Annotated in this window: 15 protein-coding genes; 6 read left to right on the forward strand and 9 right to left on the reverse strand. The window is 60.7% G+C overall.

The features are described 5' to 3' along the window. Window positions 1–758, reverse strand: a 758-nt coding sequence (locus U862_RS29165; protein WP_256214654.1) for a DUF6531 domain-containing protein, incomplete at its 3' end; no start/stop codon positions are given. A 245-nt stretch (window positions 759–1003) separates the two neighbouring features. On the opposite strand from U862_RS29165, the gene U862_RS0110170 reads away from it, so the two are divergent. Beyond that, window positions 1004–1699: an HAD-IA family hydrolase gene (locus U862_RS0110170; protein WP_025110308.1), complete on the forward strand. Its 696-nt coding sequence runs from the start codon at window positions 1004–1006 to the stop codon at window positions 1697–1699. 78 nt (window positions 1700–1777) lie between these two features. Here U862_RS0110170 and U862_RS0110175 read toward each other — a convergent pair whose 3' ends face one another. Beyond that, window positions 1778–2524, reverse strand: a complete 747-nt coding sequence (locus U862_RS0110175; RefSeq protein WP_025110309.1) for a 3-oxoacyl-ACP reductase family protein — start codon at window positions 2522–2524, stop codon at window positions 1778–1780. Between the two features lie 126 nt (window positions 2525–2650). On the opposite strand from U862_RS0110175, the gene U862_RS0110180 reads away from it, so the two are divergent. After that, window positions 2651–3577 (forward strand): LysR family transcriptional regulator, encoded by a 927-nt coding sequence (locus U862_RS0110180; RefSeq protein ID WP_025110310.1) that lies wholly within the window; start codon window positions 2651–2653, stop codon window positions 3575–3577. Between the two features lie 107 nt (window positions 3578–3684). Here U862_RS0110180 and U862_RS0110185 read toward each other — a convergent pair whose 3' ends face one another. The 3 genes from U862_RS0110185 to U862_RS0110195 form a co-directional block, all read right to left on the reverse strand. Beyond that, window positions 3685–4413, reverse strand: a complete 729-nt coding sequence (locus U862_RS0110185) for an aspartate/glutamate racemase family protein (protein WP_025110311.1) — start codon at window positions 4411–4413, stop codon at window positions 3685–3687. 54 nt (window positions 4414–4467) lie between these two features. After that, window positions 4468–6006 (reverse strand): NCS1 family nucleobase:cation symporter-1, encoded by a 1539-nt coding sequence (locus U862_RS0110190; protein ID WP_025110312.1) that lies wholly within the window; start codon window positions 6004–6006, stop codon window positions 4468–4470. 578 nt (window positions 6007–6584) lie between these two features. After that, complete coding sequence (locus tag U862_RS0110195) at window positions 6585–7319, reverse strand: phosphoadenylyl-sulfate reductase (RefSeq protein WP_025110313.1); 735 nt, start codon at window positions 7317–7319, stop codon at window positions 6585–6587. A gap of 162 nt (window positions 7320–7481) precedes the next feature. Here U862_RS0110195 and thrH point away from each other — a divergent pair, with 162 nt between their 5' ends. Continuing rightward, entirely contained in the window at window positions 7482–8099 is a 618-nt protein-coding gene (thrH, locus tag U862_RS0110200; RefSeq protein ID WP_025110314.1) for a bifunctional phosphoserine phosphatase/homoserine phosphotransferase ThrH, read from the forward strand. A gap of 109 nt (window positions 8100–8208) precedes the next feature. On the opposite strand, the gene pabB is transcribed toward thrH, so the two are convergent. The 4 genes from pabB to U862_RS0110220 form a co-directional block, all read right to left on the reverse strand. After that, window positions 8209–9552: an aminodeoxychorismate synthase component I gene (gene pabB / locus U862_RS0110205; protein ID WP_025110315.1), complete on the reverse strand. Its 1344-nt coding sequence runs from the start codon at window positions 9550–9552 to the stop codon at window positions 8209–8211. 203 nt (window positions 9553–9755) lie between these two features. Next, on the reverse strand, window positions 9756–10742 hold the full coding sequence (locus U862_RS0110210; RefSeq protein WP_025110316.1) for an alpha-L-glutamate ligase-like protein: 987 nt from the start codon (window positions 10740–10742) through the stop codon (window positions 9756–9758). Next, a complete protein-coding gene (locus U862_RS0110215; protein ID WP_025110317.1) occupies window positions 10742–12277 on the reverse strand; it encodes an inactive transglutaminase family protein in 1536 nt (511 codons plus the stop codon). The genes U862_RS0110210 and U862_RS0110215 overlap by 1 nt, the downstream gene beginning before the upstream one ends. Before the next feature lie 5 nt (window positions 12278–12282). Beyond that, window positions 12283–12819: an ATP-dependent zinc protease gene (locus U862_RS0110220; RefSeq protein ID WP_025110318.1), complete on the reverse strand. Its 537-nt coding sequence runs from the start codon at window positions 12817–12819 to the stop codon at window positions 12283–12285. Window positions 12820–13211: 392 nt separating this feature from the next. On the opposite strand from U862_RS0110220, the gene U862_RS0110225 reads away from it, so the two are divergent. The 3 genes from U862_RS0110225 to prpC all read left to right on the forward strand — a co-directional run bounded on the left by U862_RS0110225 (window position 13212) and on the right by prpC (window position 16099). Next, window positions 13212–13934 (forward strand): GntR family transcriptional regulator, encoded by a 723-nt coding sequence (locus U862_RS0110225; RefSeq protein WP_169432611.1) that lies wholly within the window; start codon window positions 13212–13214, stop codon window positions 13932–13934. Beyond that, a complete protein-coding gene (gene prpB / locus U862_RS0110230; protein ID WP_007960897.1) occupies window positions 13931–14824 on the forward strand; it encodes a methylisocitrate lyase in 894 nt (297 codons plus the stop codon). The genes U862_RS0110225 and prpB overlap by 4 nt, the downstream gene beginning before the upstream one ends. Window positions 14825–14971: 147 nt before the next feature. Then, a complete protein-coding gene (gene prpC, locus U862_RS0110235) occupies window positions 14972–16099 on the forward strand; it encodes a 2-methylcitrate synthase (protein WP_025110319.1) in 1128 nt (375 codons plus the stop codon). Window positions 16100–16221: the final 122 nt, after the last annotated feature.

Below are 16221 nucleotides of genomic sequence, written 5' to 3' on the forward strand. Positions count from 1 at the left end.
AGTCCGACGTCGATCTCGACGGCGCTGGTGCGATACAACCGGGTGAACTCGAACGGCAGGCGCCCATCCAGCGTGCCATCGGTGAGGGTCAGCAGTTCTTCGCCGGTGACCATCGACACCGGACAGCCGTTGGTGCACGTCAGCAGGGCGCAATCGGCGCTGTCGCCGTTGGGGTTTTTCGCTTGATTCGAAGCGTCGTCGCGAGGTTCGTGACGCTCCATCCGGGTTGTGTTCCGCGATTTGTCCCGTGCCATGGGCGCGGGGTTCGGCACGGTCAACACCTGCGAGTCAGCCTGACGAATGTTCAGCGGGATCGCCGGCGTCGGCTTCAATGGCACGTCGCGGGCATTGACCAGCAGTGGCTTCAACGCGCTCGCATGCTGCAGCAGTTTTTCACTGTTGGCCTGCAGGTCGGCGAGTAGCGCAAACAGCTGTTTAATGTCATCCCAGATGTCGTGCAGGGCCTTCTCGAGCCCGCGCCAGTCGGCCTGTTGCAACTGGCGGTAACGATCACCGAAACCGGCGCTGGAAAATTCCGTCCACAAAGGCTGAAACCCCGCCCACTCGTCGCGAAGCCTGCCCTCCAGCCCGCCCAGAATCCCTTCGTAAGAGGCGTAAAGCGCTTTGACCTGCGCGGTGGAAACATCGGGAAAGAAGGTGATGCGATAACGCTGGCCCCGGTCGCAGTCGCTGACTTGCAGAATGCCGCTCGGGCCGATGCTGTTGTTCAGGGCGAGAAGCCGATCGGTTTGGAACATTCGCAGGCACTCGCGCACGTGAAAGAGGTGCGCGGACTTTGCGGGGGATCAAACAGGAAAGAAGTCGGGCAAGTAGGCGTTAGCTGTAGGGCATTCGTTAAATATCAGCGAGCCATTCAACGGCCCGCCGACATTGCCCGTTGCTGAATGTCCGTTGGCCTCGCTATGCTGCTGAACCCATTAATCAGGTCCGAGCAGCGGCGCCGACGATGCCGCCTGGGATGTTTTTGATAACGGATCCGATGATGAATGCACCGATGAAGGCGTTTGGCCCGATCAAGGCCGTGATTTTCGACATGGACGGTTTGTTGCTGGACACCGAAGGCATCTACACCGAAGTCACGTCGCTCATTGCCGAGCGTTACGGGCGGACTTTCGATTGGAGCGTTAAACAGAACATCATCGGTCGTGGGGCCAACGATCTGGCGAACTACGTGGTGCAGGCACTGGATCTGCCGATCAGCGCCGAAGAGTTTCTGGTGATCCGCGAGCCGTTGATGCGCGAGCGTTTCCCCAAGGCGCAGGCGATGCCGGGTGCGGAGGAACTGATTCGTCACCTCAAGGCGCACAACATTCCGATCGCCGTGGGCACCAGTTCATCGCGACAGTCGTTTGGCCAGAAAACCACGTTGCACCGCGACTGGTTTGCGCTGTTCGATTTCATCGTCACTGCGGACGATCCGGAAGTCGGTGCCGCCAAGCCGGCGCCGGATATCTTCCTGACCGCCGCTCGGCGTCTGGGCGTCGCGCCCGAAGATTGTCTGGTGTTCGAGGATTCGCCATTTGGCGTCACCGCAGCCAAGGCGGCGGGGATGACAGCCATCGCGATTCCCGATGCGGCCATGGCCGATGAGAAATACGCCCATGCCGACGGGATTTTGCGCTCGCTCAAAGCGTTCGCCCCGAGTGCCTGTGGCTTGCCGGCGCTGGAGTGGGCTTGATCAGCCGATAAGCACGCATAAAAAAACGCCACCCTCTGCAAAGAGGCGGCGTTTTTTTGTACCCGGGATTCAGCGTAATCAGGCGCCAAAACCACCGTCGATGGTCAGGCTGGCACCGGTGATGTAGCCGGCTTCAGGGCCTACCAGGTAAGCGACGAAACCGGCGATTTCATCGGCAGTGCCATAACGACCGACCGCCATCAGCGGGATCAGGCTTTCGGCAAAATCACCATGGGCCGGGTTCATGTCGGTGTCTACCGGGCCGGGCTGCACGTTGTTGATGGTGATGCCGCGCGGGCCGAGATCGCGCGCCAGACCTTTGGTCAGGCCGACCAGCGCCGATTTGCTCATCGCATACACACCGCCGCCGCCGAAGGGCATGCGGTCGGCATTGGTGCTGCCGATGTTGACGATGCGCGAGCCTTCGCCCATGTGTCTGGCGGCTTCCTGAGAAGCAATGAACACACTGCGCACGTTGATGGCCAGGGTCTGGTCGAAGTCTTCCAGTTTGAAATCTTCCAGTGGCGCGATGGCCAGTACGCCGGCGTTGTTCACCAGAATATCGAGGCGGCCAAAGGCTTCGACAGTGGCGCTGACCGCGTTGCGGATGGCTGTTTCATCAGCGCTGTCGGCCTTGATCGCCAAGGCTTTGCCACCCTTGGCGGTGATGCTGTTCTGCAGTTCTTCGGCCTTGGCGGTGGAGCTGACGTAGGTGAACGCGACAGCGGCGCCTTCGGCAGCCAGACGCTTGACGATGGCGGCGCCGATGCCGCGGGAACCGCCTTGAATCAGAGCAACTTTACCGCTGAGGTGTTGAGTGGTCATGTTCGATCTCCAGAAAATTCAAGGCAGGGTGCCTTGTTGTTGGAGCCGAGTATCGGCCGCGCATCGACAACCGTGTAGACCATGATTGCTATAGTCTGTGTAAACCAGAAGTTTATAGTGGCGATCATGGAAACGTTCAGCAGCATCGAATGCTTTGTGCGAAGTGCCGAAGTCGGCAGTTTTGCCGAGGCCGCCCGGCGCTTGAGCCTGACTCCGGCAGCTGTCGGCAAGAGTGTGGCAAAGCTCGAGGTGCGCCTCGGTGTAAGGCTGTTCCAGCGTAGTACACGCAGCCTGGCGCTGACCGAGGCCGGTCAGTTGTTCTTGAGTCAGGTCAGCGCCAGCCTGACGACCATCCAGAATGCCGTGGCCAACCTGGCCAGTGTCGAAGGGCTTCCGGCGGGGTCGCTGAAAGTCAGCATGGGCACGGCTTTCGGCTGCCTGCATATCGTGCCGATGCTCGGCGAGTTTTTGCGGCGATACCCGGCAATCAGCCCGGATTGGCACTTCGATAACCGCCAGGTCGATCTGATCGGGCAGGGGTTCGACGCGGCCATCGGCGGCGGTTTCGAGTTACCCCAAGGCGTCGTCGCCCGCAGGCTGAGTCCGGCGCATCGGGTGTTGGTGGCGTCCACGGATTATCTGCAGGCCAATCCGTCCATTACTGAACCGGACGAACTCAAGTATCACGACGGCATTCTGATCCGCTCGCCGCAAACCGGGCGCGTGCGTTCCTGGCAGTTGACCGGCCGTGATCCACAGATCTGTCGCCCATTGACGATCAAGGCGCGCATGACCATGAGCGACTCCGAAGCGGCTTGTATCGCGGCGAGCCAAGGCCTGGGCGTTGCCCTGGTGAGCATGCCGTTTGCCTCGGGGTATCTGGAGTCGGGTCGGCTGCAGCGGGTGCTGCCGGACTGGTACATCGACGACGGCTACACCTCGATCTACTACGCCGAGCATAAGTTGCTGCCGGGCAAGACCCGGGCGTTTGTCGACTTTGTGATCGAGCAGTTTGCCGAGCGCGGGTTGGCGCAGCGGTTCAGTGCTATCTGAGTTCGGCTTTTGACCGAGTTGCGGCCATCGCGAGCAGGCTCACTCCTACAGGGGAACGCATTCCAAATTGTAGGGGCAAGCCTGTTCGCGAAGCACGATAACGTGGTCTAGCGGGCAAACCGCTCCGCCCAGCCAATGATCTGTTTCGGCCGTGGCGTCGCATACGTCCGCACCTTGGACGTCGACAACCCCAGGCGCACCAGCGATTCGGCGATGGTCACCGCCGCCGTCACGCCGTCGATCACCGGTACTCCGGTACGCCGACGAATCTGTTCATCCAGTCCGGCCATGCCGCCGCAACCGAGACAAATCACCTCGGCCTTGTCCTGGGTTACCGCCAGTTCCGCCTGCTGCACGATGGCTTCCAGCGCCCGTTGCGGCTCGTGTTCCAGCTCCAGCACCGCCAGACCGCTGGCCCGCACCGAGGCGCAGCGATCCCACAGGCCCGAGAGTTTCAAACGGTCCTCGATCAGCGGCACGGTGCGATCCAGCGTGGTCACCACCGAATAGGCGTGGCCGAGAAACATCGCGGTGCTGGCGGCGGCGTCGGTGATGTCCACCACCGGCACGTTGAGCAGCTCCTGCAATCCTTCGCGGCCGTGCTCGCCGTAGCCGGCCTGAATCACCGCGTCGAACGGTTGATCGTAAGACATCACCCGGTCCATCACGGCGATGGCCGCCAGGTAACTTTCGAAATTGCCTTCCACCGAGTCGGCGCCGAAGAACGGCGTCAGGCCGACGATTTCCGTACCGGGGGCTGCGACCGCCTGCGCCGAGCGGGCGATGGCCTGGGTGATGGATTCGGTGGTGTTGACGTTGACCACGAGAATTCGCATGAGAAGTCCTTATTGCGGGCAGTTCAGCGGCCCGAAGCCCGGGCCGCGAGGGAGTTAATGGCTGACGTTGTCGACGGCAATGGATTCGCCGCTGACGTCGGCGTAGTGCGGCTGACGCTTGGCGATGATCAGGTAAAGCATGGCGGCGATGCCGGCACCCACCAGCCAGGAGAACGGCGAGATGCTGTGGAAACCCGGCACCAGCGCCAGGACGATGGCGATCAACGCAGCGGGAATGAACGCCGCCACCGCGCGGAAATTCACCCCGCGGCTGTAGTAATAAGCGCCGTTGGGATCTTCGCTGTAGAGCTGCGGGACGTGGATCCGGCCTTTGCGGATCAGCCAGTAGTCGACCATGATCACCCCGTACAACGGGCCGAGCAGGGCGCCGAGACCGGACAGGAAGTACACGATCACCAGCGGGCTGTTATAGAGGTTCCACGGCAGGATCAGCACCGCGATGGTCGCGCTGATCAGCCCGGCGCGGCGGAAGGTCAGGTACTTCGGCGCCAGGTTGCTGAGCACGAAGGCCGGAGCGACGAAGTTGGCCATGATGTTCACCGCCACGGTGACGATCAGGAACGCCAGGCAACCGAGCACCAGGAAGAGCGTGTTGGGGATCGAAGCGATGATTTCGGTCGGGCTTTCGATGATCCGCCCGTTGATCTGAAATTGCGCGCCGCACAGCAGGACGGTGATGGTGGCGAACACCAGAATGTTCACCGGCAAGCCCCAGAAATTGCCGATCCTGATGGTCTTGCGGCATGGCGAAGAGCGGGCGAAGTCGCAGAAGTTCAGGATCAGCGTGCCGTAGATCGCCAGCCACAGGGCGCCGCCGGCAAAGATGTTGCGCCACATCTCGCCGCCGCTCAGCGGTTCGCGGATCGACCAGGCAATGGTGCCGTTGGCCTGGGTGTACATCCAGGCGGCGAGGGCGGCGACAGTCAGCAGAATCACTGGTCCGGCAAAGGCTTCGTAACGGCGGACCATCTCCATGCCGTAGGCGAGGATTGCCAGTTGCACGAACCAGATCACCACGAAACATACCCAGCCCAAGGTCGACAGGCCAAGGATTGAATTGTGGTCGTAATCGGCGAAGCCGGGGTGAATTGCCGTCAACAGCACGCGAAACACTACCGACGCCAGGTACGTCTGAATCCCGAACCAGGCGATGGCGATTACCGCCCGGATCAACGCCGGAATCTGCGCGCCGTGGATGCCGAAACTGATCCGGCTGATCACTGGAAACGGCACCCCGGTTTTCTGTCCCATGTAGCCGGACAGGTTCATGAAGAAGTACACCAGCGCCGCGCCGATCCCCAATGACAGCAGAATCTGCCAGCCCCCCAGGCCCAATGCATACAAGCCGATGGCGAACGAGTAGTTGGCGATGTTGTGCACATCGTTGGTCCACAGGGCGAAGATGCTGTATTTGCCCCAGCGCCGACCTTCGGCCCGGGTCGGTGCCAGGTCGCTGTTGTGCAGACGGGGGCTGAGTTGTAACGGTTCAGCCAGGCCATCGTGGGACGATGGCTGGTCGAGGGCAGAGGCGGGCAGATTCAGCGCGATATTGTTGGAGAGACTTGTACGCATTCCGGCAGGCTCCTGATGAGCGGGCCGCGATGACTGTGCATGAGCCGAAGGCTCGACAAATCTTCGTCGCGGCCAGCAAACATCACTGGTTACGGGGCATCTGCAGCCTGTACGGGATAGGGCGCTTCAGGCTTGCGGATCGAAAGTGTGAGTTTATGTTTTGCAGTTTTGTATACAAAACATGTATGCACTTAAGCCAGATCTGTGCCAGGTGACGATCTATGCGTAGCCGTCCTCATTTCGAAAAGTTATCGATGAGCGCTAAGTATTTGAAAATAATTGGTTATAAATTGACCGATTGAACAGGTATTTATTTTTGACAGGGGATTTTGCGCAGGTGGCAAAACGCAGGGACGTGCAGAAGGGATGTAACTTTTCAGGGCGTGAAAACCAAAAGTGCACACATAAATGGCACCGATGGTGACATTCGTGTGTACACATTTTTCATGGCACCACAAAACGAATGTGGGAGCGGGCTTGCTCGCGAATGCGGTCTGTCAGTCACTGGATTTGTTGACTGAAACGACGCCTTCGCGAGCAAGCCCGCTCCCACAGGGGGACATCATTCGGGCAGAGACTTACGCCTTGCTGATGATATTCCCCGCATGCAGCCCGCATTCTTTCTGCGTTGCTTCTTCCCACCACCAGCGACCTTCGCGTTCGTGCTGGTTCGGCAGGACCGGGCGGGTGCAGGGTTCGCAGCCGATGCTGATGAAACCGCGTTCATGCAGGCTGTTGTACGGCAGTTCGAGCATGCGGATGTAGCCCCAGATCTCTTCGCTGGTCATCTGCGCCAGCGGGTTGAACTTGTACAGGGTGCGTTCCGGGGTGGAGAACGCGGTATCGATTTCCATCACCGCCACGGCGCTGCGGGTGCCGGGGCTCTGGTCGCGGCGCTGGCCGGTGGCCCAGGCTTTGACGCCGGAGAGCTTGCGGCGCAGCGGTTCGATCTTGCGGATGCCGCAGCATTCGCCATGGCCGTCCTTGTAGAAGCTGAACAGGCCTTTTTCCTTCACGAACGGTTCCAGCTTCGTGTAGTCCGGCGACACCAGTTCGATCTCGATCTTGTAATGCTCGCGCACCTGATCGATGAAGCGATAGGTCTCCGGGTGCAGCCGGCCGGTGTCGAGGCTGAACACCTTGACGTTCTTGTTCAGCTTCCAGGCCATGTCCACCAGCACCACATCCTCGGCGCCACTGAAAGATATCCACAGTTCATCGCCGAACTCGGCAAACGCGAGTTTCAGGATGTCCTGGGCGGATTTGTTGGCATAGGTCGTGGCGAGTTCCACGACATCGAACGTTGGGCTCATCAGGGCGGCTTCCTACAGGTCGGTGGCGCTGGGCGCTCTATATGGCGGCGATGTTAGCAAAAAGTGGCGGGGTACGGGGTGCCCGCTGCATTGCGCCGTGGCAGGGGAGTCGCTAGAGTTCGGGCTGGCTGGACCCAATAATCAATGCAAATGGAGTGTCTTGTGGAAATTGCTTGCCTGGATCTTGAAGGGGTACTGGTACCGGAAATCTGGATCGCTTTCGCCGAAAAAACCGGAATCGAATCCCTCAAGGCCACCACCCGGGACATTCCCGATTACGACGTACTGATGAAGCAGCGCCTGCGCATCCTCGACGAGCACGGCCTGAAGCTCTCGGATATTCAGGAAGTGATCGCCACGCTCAAACCGCTGGACGGTGCAGTGGAGTTCGTCGACTGGCTGCGTGAGCGCTTCCAGGTGGTAATCCTCTCGGACACCTTCTACGAGTTCTCTCAGCCGCTGATGCGGCAACTGGGCTTCCCGACCTTGCTTTGCCACCGTCTGATCACTGACGACAGCGGCCGGGTGACCAGCTATCAATTGCGTCAGAAAGATCCCAAGCGTCAGTCGGTCCTGGCGTTCAAGAGCCTGTACTACCGGGTGATTGCGGCGGGGGATTCGTATAACGATACGAGCATGTTGGGCGAGGCGGATGCGGGGATTCTGTTCCATGCGCCGGAGAACGTGATTCGCGAGTTCCCGCAGTTCCCGGCGGTGCATACGTTTGCCGAGTTGAAGCAGGAATTCTTGAAGGCCTCGAACCGGGATTTGAGTCTTTAGTCGTCGGGTCTGACGCCTTCGCGAGCAAGACCGCTCCCACATTTGGAATGCATTCCAGGGTGGGAGCGGGCTTGCTCCGGGCGGGCGTTCCGACGAAGCTTTTAAGCTTTTAGAGGTTCTGCAAGGTGTCGAGTAGAACCTTCACTTTAGTAATCGACTCCTGATACTCCGCCTGCCAGTCCGAATCGGCAACAATCCCGCCACCGCCCCAGCAACACACCTGCCCATCCTTGACCAGCAGGCTGCGAATGGCGATGGAACTGTCCATCTCGCCGCGCACGTCCAGATACAGCAGCGAGCCGCAATACAAGCCCCGCCGCGTTGGCTCCAGTTCGTCGATGATCTGCATCGCACGAATCTTCGGTGCGCCGGTGATCGAACCGCCGGGGAAGCTGCCGGCAATCAGGTCCAGTGCGTCGCGGTCATCCGCCAGTTCCCCGGTCACGCTGCTGACCAGGTGATGCACGTTGGGATAGCTTTCCAGACTGAACAACTCCGGCACCCGCACCGAGCCGATGCGGCAGGTGCGGCCGAGGTCGTTGCGCAGCAGGTCGACGATCATCAGGTTTTCTGCGCGATCCTTGGGGCTGGCCAGCAGTTCGGCGGCGTTGGCCGCGTCTTCGGCAGGCGTCAGGCCACGGGGGCGGGTGCCTTTGATCGGGCGGGTTTCCACCTGCCTTTGGCTGACTTTGACGAAACGTTCCGGCGACAGACTCAACACTGCGCCGCCGTCGGGCAGGCTCTGGAAGCCGGAAAACGGCGTCGGGCAGGCCTCGCGCAACGCGCAATAGGCCAGCCACGGATCGCCCTGACACGGCGCGCGGAAGCGCTGGGCGAAGTTGACCTGATAGCAATCACCGGCCTGGATGTATTGATGAATGCGCTCCAGTGCCTGGCGATAGTCATCGGCTGACAGGTCGGCGGTCATCGGCGTGTTCAGTGTGAACGGCGTCAGTGTCGCCGAAGCTGGCTGAGTGAACAGCGCGATCAGCCGCTGTTGCTCACTGTCGGCCAGCGACGGGTGAAACACCAGTTGGCTGGTGGCTGTCTGGTGATCGCTGATCAGCGCCCAGTCGTACAGACCGAAACGCGCGTCGGGCAGTTGCAGGTCGTCCCGGGCCTGGCTCGGCAGGTTTTCCAGATGCCGGCCGAAATCGTAGCTCAGATAGCCGATCAGGCCGCCGGCGAAGGGCAACTGATAGTCTGCCGGCAGCTGCGCTTCGCCCAGGCGGGTCAGGTTATCGCGCAGGCGTTGCAGGAACAGGCTGCCGCTTTCGTTCGGCAACACCGCCAGTTGTTCCAGCGGCCAGGCGCTGAGCAGGTCGTAACGGCCACGGTCGGCACTCGGTCGGCCGCTGTCGAGCAGCACGGCGCCGGGCGCATGACGGATGGCCGCGAAGTAGTCGGCGGGATTGGTGCGGTAGGGCAGCGGGTGTACGGAACAGGTCAACATGGGCGGGGCAGATCGGCCATTGAGGCGGGGTGGGGATTGTAGTCCTCTGCGGGAGTTGCTCCTAGAGGGGATGTCGGCGATGAGCGGATTGGGTGCGGGGAGTCCGTCTTCGCGAGCAAGCCCGCTCCCACATTGGATCTTCAGTGTTGATCAGATCTCAGTGGGAGCGGGCTTGCTCGCGAAGGCCGCGCCTCGATGCTGGATCAGCCCTCGACCGCTGGAATATGCCCAAACATTTCCTGAGTAAACGCCACCCGTTCCTCGACCGACTCCGTCACCCCGCGTGCTTTCAGATCCTCCAGATGCGCCTCGACCGCATGCGTACGCTGGGTCAGCCCGCAATCGTTGGCAATCTGGATATTCAGCCCCGGCCGCGCATTCAGCTCCAGAATCAGCGGGCCTTTCTCCTGGTCCAGCACCATGTCCACACCGATATAACCCAGCCCGCACAGCTCGTAACAGCCAGCGGCGAGTTTCATGAAACCGTCCCAGTAGGGCAGTTGCACACCGTCCACCGCGTTGGTGGTGTCGGGGTGTTTGTTGATGATGTTGTTCAGCCAGGTGCCGCGCAGTGTCAGGCCGGTGGCCAGGTCGACACCGACGCCGATGGCGCCCTGGTGCAGGTTGGCCTTGCCGCCGGACTGGCGGGTCGGCAACCGCAGCATGGCCATCACCGGGTAGCCCATCAGCACGATGATGCGGATGTCCGGCACGCCTTCGTAGCTGATGCTCTTGAAAATCTGGTCCGGGGTTACCCGGTATTCGATCAGCGCGCGGTCGCGATGGCCGCCCAGCGAATACAGGCCGGTGAGGATGCTGGAAATATGGTGCTCCAGCTCCTCGTGGGCGAGGATCTTGCCCGACACCGTGCGATAGCGGCCCTCGAAGCGGTCGGCGATCACGATGATGCCGTCACCGCCGGCGCCCTGAGCCGGTTTGATCACGAAGTCGTTGCGCCCGCCGATGATCTCGTCGAGCTTGTCGATTTCCTTCTCGGTGGAGATCACGCCATACAGCTCCGGCACATGGATGCCGGCGGCGATCGCGCGTTCCTTGGTGATGATCTTGTCATCGACGATCGGGTACAGGCTGCGCTTGTTGTACTTGAGCACGTAGTCGGCGTTACGCCGATTGATGCCCATGATGCCCCGGGCCTCCAGGGCCTTCCAGGTCTTCCAGAAACCGAACATCAGGCGTCAGCCTTCTTCAGGAAAGCCTTGAAACGCACCAGTTCGGTCAGGCGGTAGCCGCGATAGCGACCCATCGCCAGCATGAAGCCCACCAGAATCAGCAGGATCGCCGGGAAGGTGAACACGAAGTACACCAGCTCCGGCACGGTCATGATCAGGTGCGCCAGCGAGGCGGCGAACAGCGTGCCGATCGCCACTTTCAGCGCATGGCTGGCACCGCGTTCTTCCCAGGTGATCGACAGGCGTTCGATGGTCATGGTCAGAATCACCATCGGGAACAGCGCCACCGACAAGCCGCGCTCCAGGCCGAGTTTGTGGCTGAACAGGCTGATCGCCGCAATCAGCACCACCACGAAGGTCAACACCACCGACAATCGCGGCAGCATCTGCAGCTTCAAGTGTTCCAGGTACGAGCGCAGCGACAACCCCAGCGCCGTGATCACGGTAAACAGCAGGATGCCGAAGCCCAGTTGTGTTTCGCGGAAGGCCAAAGCGATCAGTACCGGGGTGAACGTGCCGAGGGTCTGCAGGCCGATGAGGTTGCGCAGGATCAGGATCACCAGCACGCCGATCGGGATCATCACCATGATCATGAACGTCTGCTGGGTCTGCAGCGGCAGGCCGTACAGCGAGTATTCGAGGAAGTTGGCGTCGGTGTTTTCGTCGGTCAGCTTGGCCAGACGAATCGCGTTCATCTCGCTGTTGTTCAGGCTGAAGGTCACGTTGGCTTTCTTCGCGCCGTCGACGGTGATCAGGTTTTCATCGCCGGTCCACCACAGCAGGCGGTCGGTCGGTAGGCCTTGTTCACCGGTTTCCGGGTTGAAGTACAGCCAGTCGTTGCCGTTGAAGCTGCGCAGCCACAGTTCCGGGGTTTGCGGTTGATCGGCGACGAGGCGGATGGTGTGGACTTTTTCCACCGGTACGTGGGCAATCGACAGCAGCAGTTCGACGATCTTCGCCTTGTGCGGCGTCGACGGGTCGCCGGCCAGCAGCAGTTTGACGTTGTCATCGTTGGCGTTGTTGACGCGTTTGATCGCCTCGCCAATGAAGGTTTCGACGTCGGCCGAGTGCTGGCGGATCGGTGCGAGCAGGGCTTCGGCGGCGATTTTTTCCGGGCCTTCGATGGCAATGCTGTCGCGGAAGGTCGGGCCTTTGATCTTGGTTTTTTCGGCGGTGTAACGCTTGGTCAGCACCAAACGGTAATAAAGAGTCTGGTTGCCCTTGGCCCGGCGTGCCGACCAGGTGACCTTGCGGTTGCCGTCGACACGATTGACCGCCACGCCGTAGTTATTGGAGATGAAGCTCTCATTGAGGCTGACGTAATCGCGGCTCAGCGGCGGCACGAACATCTGGATCTTCACCGGATCCTTGGTGCTGGCGACGAACTCGACCTTGGCGTCGATATTCCACAGGTCGTCGGTGGCGTCTTCGGTCACCGGGATGCCGAGCACGAAAATCTGATAGGCCGTAACCGAAACGCCCAAGAGCACCAGAATGGTGATCAGGATTTTCAGGTGGAAGGTTAGAGAACGCATGGAAATTACTCGGCGGTATGAGCGGCGATGGTGCAGGCGGGTTTGCCGGCAGCGTATTTAAGACTGGGGTCGACCAGCGCGTCGAAGCGTTTCAGGGCTTCGGAGCCGATCAAAAGCGGGTATTGGAACGCACTACGGTCGGTCAGGTTCACTTCGATGCTGCGCAGCGCCGTCCCCATGCAGATGTCCAGCTCGATCACCGGGCGGGCTGTGTACTTTTTGCCTTCTTCCGGGTCGTAGTCGCCGGCGCGGCGCTTGATCTTGCTGACCCGGGCCAGCGGTCGTTCGATCGGGTGCGAGTGCGCGGCGTCAATTGCCAGATAGAAGCGCACCCAGGACTCGCCATTGCGTTTGAAGCGTTTGATGTCGCGGGCGCTCAGCGAAGCGGTTTTGGCGCCGGTGTCGAGTTTGGCCGCCACTTGCAGATTGATGCCATCAAGCGATGCATATTCGTTGAGGCCGTACACGGTTTTTTCCCCCGCGGCAGCCAGGCCGGGCAGGCAAAACAGTGCAAAAAATGTGGGGAAGGGCTTGAGTCTCATAAATCCTGGTGCGCAGCGTTCCGTTCTCGGTTCAGGTTCCTGGCAAAACTTGCGCAAGCGCCTTCGTGTGCCTATCAGCTTTTTATGACAAGCCGTGCAAATGGCCAGCAAATGCGGGCGGCATTCTAGCACGGTGGTTTTATGGCGCCAGCGCCTGCACAGGTCTATACCCCTTGAGGATTCCCAGTGGGAGCTAGCCCGCCCGCGAAGGCGGTCGGGCATCCTGGAACCGATCTCGACTGACACTACGCTTTCGCGAGCAGGCTCGCTCCCAGATTGGAAGATTACTGACGGTTATTAGACGATTGTCGACAATGTGTATTTATCCTTTGACTGATTCGGGTGAATTGGCTAGTTTTTGCCGCATTGGATTTTAAGGTGTCGACAATATGCTGGATCAACTCGATCCCCCGGTCATCAGTGGCGACGACTCCGAGACGCTCTCGGAAAACGTCTTCCGACGCATCCAGGCGGCCATCGTCAAAGGCGAGATCGCCCCGGGCAGCAAGATCTCCGAGCCTGAATTGGCGCGCACCTACGGCATCAGCCGCGGGCCACTGCGCGAGGCCATTCATCGGCTCGAAGGCCAGCGCCTGCTGGTGCGGGTACCGCATGTCGGCGCACGGGTGGTGTCGCTCAGCCACGCCGAATTGCTCGAACTCTACGAAATCCGCGAATCCCTCGAAGGCATGGCCTGCCGTCTGGCGGCCGAACGCATGAGTGTCGAAGAAATCGACGAACTGCGCCGGGTGCTGGAGACCCACGAGCGCGATGCCGCGTTTCAGGCCGGCGTCGGCTATTACCAGCAGGAAGGCGATTTCGACTTTCATTACCGGATCATCCAGGGCAGCGGCAACCGCACGCTGACGCAGATGCTCTGCGGCGAGCTGTACCAACTGGTGCGCATGTACCGCATCCAGTTTTCCACCACGCCCAACCGGCCGCGCCAGGCCTTCGCCGAACACCACCGGATTCTCGATGCCATCGCCGACCGTGACGGTGAACTCGCGGAATTGTTGATGCGCCGCCACATCGGCGCCTCGAAACGCAACATCGCCCGTCATTACCAGGACGGCGCCGACAATAAGACAGCCACTGAACGAGGTGAGTCATGAGTTCCAAGCAGAACACTCCAGGCCAGCGTTTCCGCGATGCGGTCGCCAGCGAGCACCCATTGCAGGTGGTCGGCGCGATCAACGCCAACCACGCGCTGCTGGCCAAGCGCGCCGGTTTCAAGGCGATCTACCTGTCCGGTGGCGGGGTGGCCGCAGGCTCCCTCGGCGTGCCGGACCTGGGCATCACCGGCCTGGATGACGTGCTGACCGACGTGCGCCGCATCACCGACGTCTGCGATCTGCCGCTGTTGGTGGACGTGGATACCGGTTTCGGTTCGTCGGCGTTCAACGTCGCGCGCACCGTGAAGTCGATGATCAAGTTCGGCGCGGCGGCGATTCACATCGAAGACCAGGTCGGCGCCAAGCGTTGCGGCCACCGTCCGAATAAAGAGATCGTCAGCCAGCAGGAAATGGTCGACCGCATCAAGGCCGCCGTTGACGCCCGCACCGACGACAGCTTCGTGATCATGGCGCGCACCGACGCGCTGGCCGTTGAAGGTCTGGAATCGGCACTGGATCGCGCCGCCGCGTGCATCGAGGCCGGCGCTGACATGATCTTCCCGGAAGCCATCACCGAGCTTGAGATGTACAAGCTGTTCGCCAACCGCGTGAAGGCGCCGATCCTCGCCAACATCACCGAGTTCGGCTCGACGCCGTTGTACACCACCGAGCAGCTTGCTGGAGCGGATGTGTCGCTGGTGCTATACCCGCTGTCGGCATTCCGCGCGATGAACAAGGCGGCGGAAAACGTCTACACCGCGATCCGCCGCGATGGCACGCAGCAGAATGTCATCGACACCATGCAGACGCGCATGGAGCTTTACGATCGCATCGACTATCACACTTTCGAGCAGAAGCTCGACGCGTTGTTTGCACAAAAGAAAGGCTGAATAAAATTCTGTGGGAGCGAGCCTGCTCGCGATGGGCGTTAACGATAACGCGATGTTCCTGATGCGCCGAGGTGTTCCAGCCACCTTCGCGAGCAGGCTCGCTCCCACACGTTTCCCCATACAAATTCAAAAAGATTGGAGAACACAATGGCCGAAGCAAAAGTACTCAGTGGCGCCGGACTCCGGGGCCAGGTTGCCGGGCAAACCGCACTGTCCACCGTGGGCCAGGCCGGCGCCGGGCTGACCTATCGCGGCTACGACGTGCGTGAACTGGCGGCGGACGCGCAGTTCGAAGAAGTGGCCTACCTGCTGCTGTACGGCGAGCTGCCCACCCAGGCGCAACTCGACGCCTACCAGCAAAAACTGGGCAAGCTGCGCGACTTGCCGCAAGCGCTGAAAGAAGTGCTCGAACGCATCCCCGCCGACGCTCACCCGATGGACGTGATGCGCACCGGTTGCTCGTTTCTGGGCAACATCGAGCCGGAGAAAGACTTCTCCGAGCAACGCGACAAGACCGACCGCCTGCTGGCCGCGTTCCCGGCGATCATGTGCTACTGGTATCGCTTCAGCCATGACGGCAAGCGCATCAACTGCGTGACCGACGAGCAGTCCATCGGCGGCCATTTCCTGCACCTGCTGCACGACAAGAAGCCGAGCGAGCTGCACGTCAAAGTGATGAACGTGTCGCTGATCCTCTATGCCGAGCACGAATTCAACGCCTCGACCTTCACCGCTCGGGTGTGCGCTTCGACCCTGTCCGACCTGTATTCCTGCGTCACCGCGGCCATTGGTTCGCTGCGTGGTCCGCTGCACGGCGGTGCCAACGAAGCGGCGATGGAAATGATCGAGCGCTTCTCATCGCCCGAAGAAGCGATCAAGGGCACCCTCGGCATGCTCGAGCGCAAGGACAAGATCATGGGCTTCGGTCACGCGATCTATAAAGACAGTGATCCGCGCAACGAGGTGATCAAGGGCTGGTCGAAAAAACTCGCCGACGAAGTGGGTGACAAGGTGCTGTTCGCAGTTTCCGAAGCCATCGACAAGACCATGTGGGAGCAAAAGAAACTGTTCCCCAACGCCGATTTCTACCATGCCTCGGCGTACCACTTCATGGGCATCCCGACCAAGCTGTTCACGCCGATCTTTGTCTGCTCGCGCCTGACCGGCTGGGCCGCGCATGTGTTCGAACAGCGTGCCAACAACCGCATCATCCGCCCCAGCGCCGAATACGTCGGCGTCGAACAGCGCAAGTTCGTGCCAATCGAACGTCGCTGAATGGTGAAGCTGCCACACAGGTAACGGGATAAACCGGAGCCAATGTGGGAGCGGGCTTGCTCGCGAATGCGGTGTATCAGTCGACAAATCCGTTGAATGACACTCCGCATTCGGGAGCAAGC

It is taken from the genome of Pseudomonas sp. H1h (assembly GCF_000633255.1).
Classification (GTDB): Bacteria; Pseudomonadota; Gammaproteobacteria; order Pseudomonadales; family Pseudomonadaceae; genus Aquipseudomonas.

Excerpts from the sequence above, each read along its gene's own strand:
- U862_RS0110170 (WP_025110308.1), top strand. The coding sequence starts at position 1,004 with ATGAATGCACCGATGAAGGCGTTTGGCCCGATCAAGGCCGTGATTTTC.
- U862_RS0110175 (WP_025110309.1), bottom strand. The coding sequence starts at position 2,524 with ATGACCACTCAACACCTCAGCGGTAAAGTTGCTCTGATTCAAGGCGGT.
- U862_RS0110180 (WP_025110310.1), top strand. The coding sequence starts at position 2,651 with ATGGAAACGTTCAGCAGCATCGAATGCTTTGTGCGAAGTGCCGAAGTC.
- U862_RS0110185 (WP_025110311.1), bottom strand. The coding sequence starts at position 4,413 with ATGCGAATTCTCGTGGTCAACGTCAACACCACCGAATCCATCACCCAG.
- U862_RS0110190 (WP_025110312.1), bottom strand. The coding sequence starts at position 6,006 with ATGCGTACAAGTCTCTCCAACAATATCGCGCTGAATCTGCCCGCCTCT.
- U862_RS0110195 (WP_025110313.1), bottom strand. The coding sequence starts at position 7,319 with ATGAGCCCAACGTTCGATGTCGTGGAACTCGCCACGACCTATGCCAAC.
- pabB (WP_025110315.1), bottom strand. The coding sequence starts at position 9,552 with ATGTTGACCTGTTCCGTACACCCGCTGCCCTACCGCACCAATCCCGCC.
- U862_RS0110210 (WP_025110316.1), bottom strand. The coding sequence starts at position 10,742 with ATGTTCGGTTTCTGGAAGACCTGGAAGGCCCTGGAGGCCCGGGGCATC.
- U862_RS0110215 (WP_025110317.1), bottom strand. The coding sequence starts at position 12,277 with ATGCGTTCTCTAACCTTCCACCTGAAAATCCTGATCACCATTCTGGTG.
- U862_RS0110220 (WP_025110318.1), bottom strand. The coding sequence starts at position 12,819 with ATGAGACTCAAGCCCTTCCCCACATTTTTTGCACTGTTTTGCCTGCCC.
- prpB (WP_007960897.1), top strand. The coding sequence starts at position 13,931 with ATGAGTTCCAAGCAGAACACTCCAGGCCAGCGTTTCCGCGATGCGGTC.
- prpC (WP_025110319.1), top strand. The coding sequence starts at position 14,972 with ATGGCCGAAGCAAAAGTACTCAGTGGCGCCGGACTCCGGGGCCAGGTT.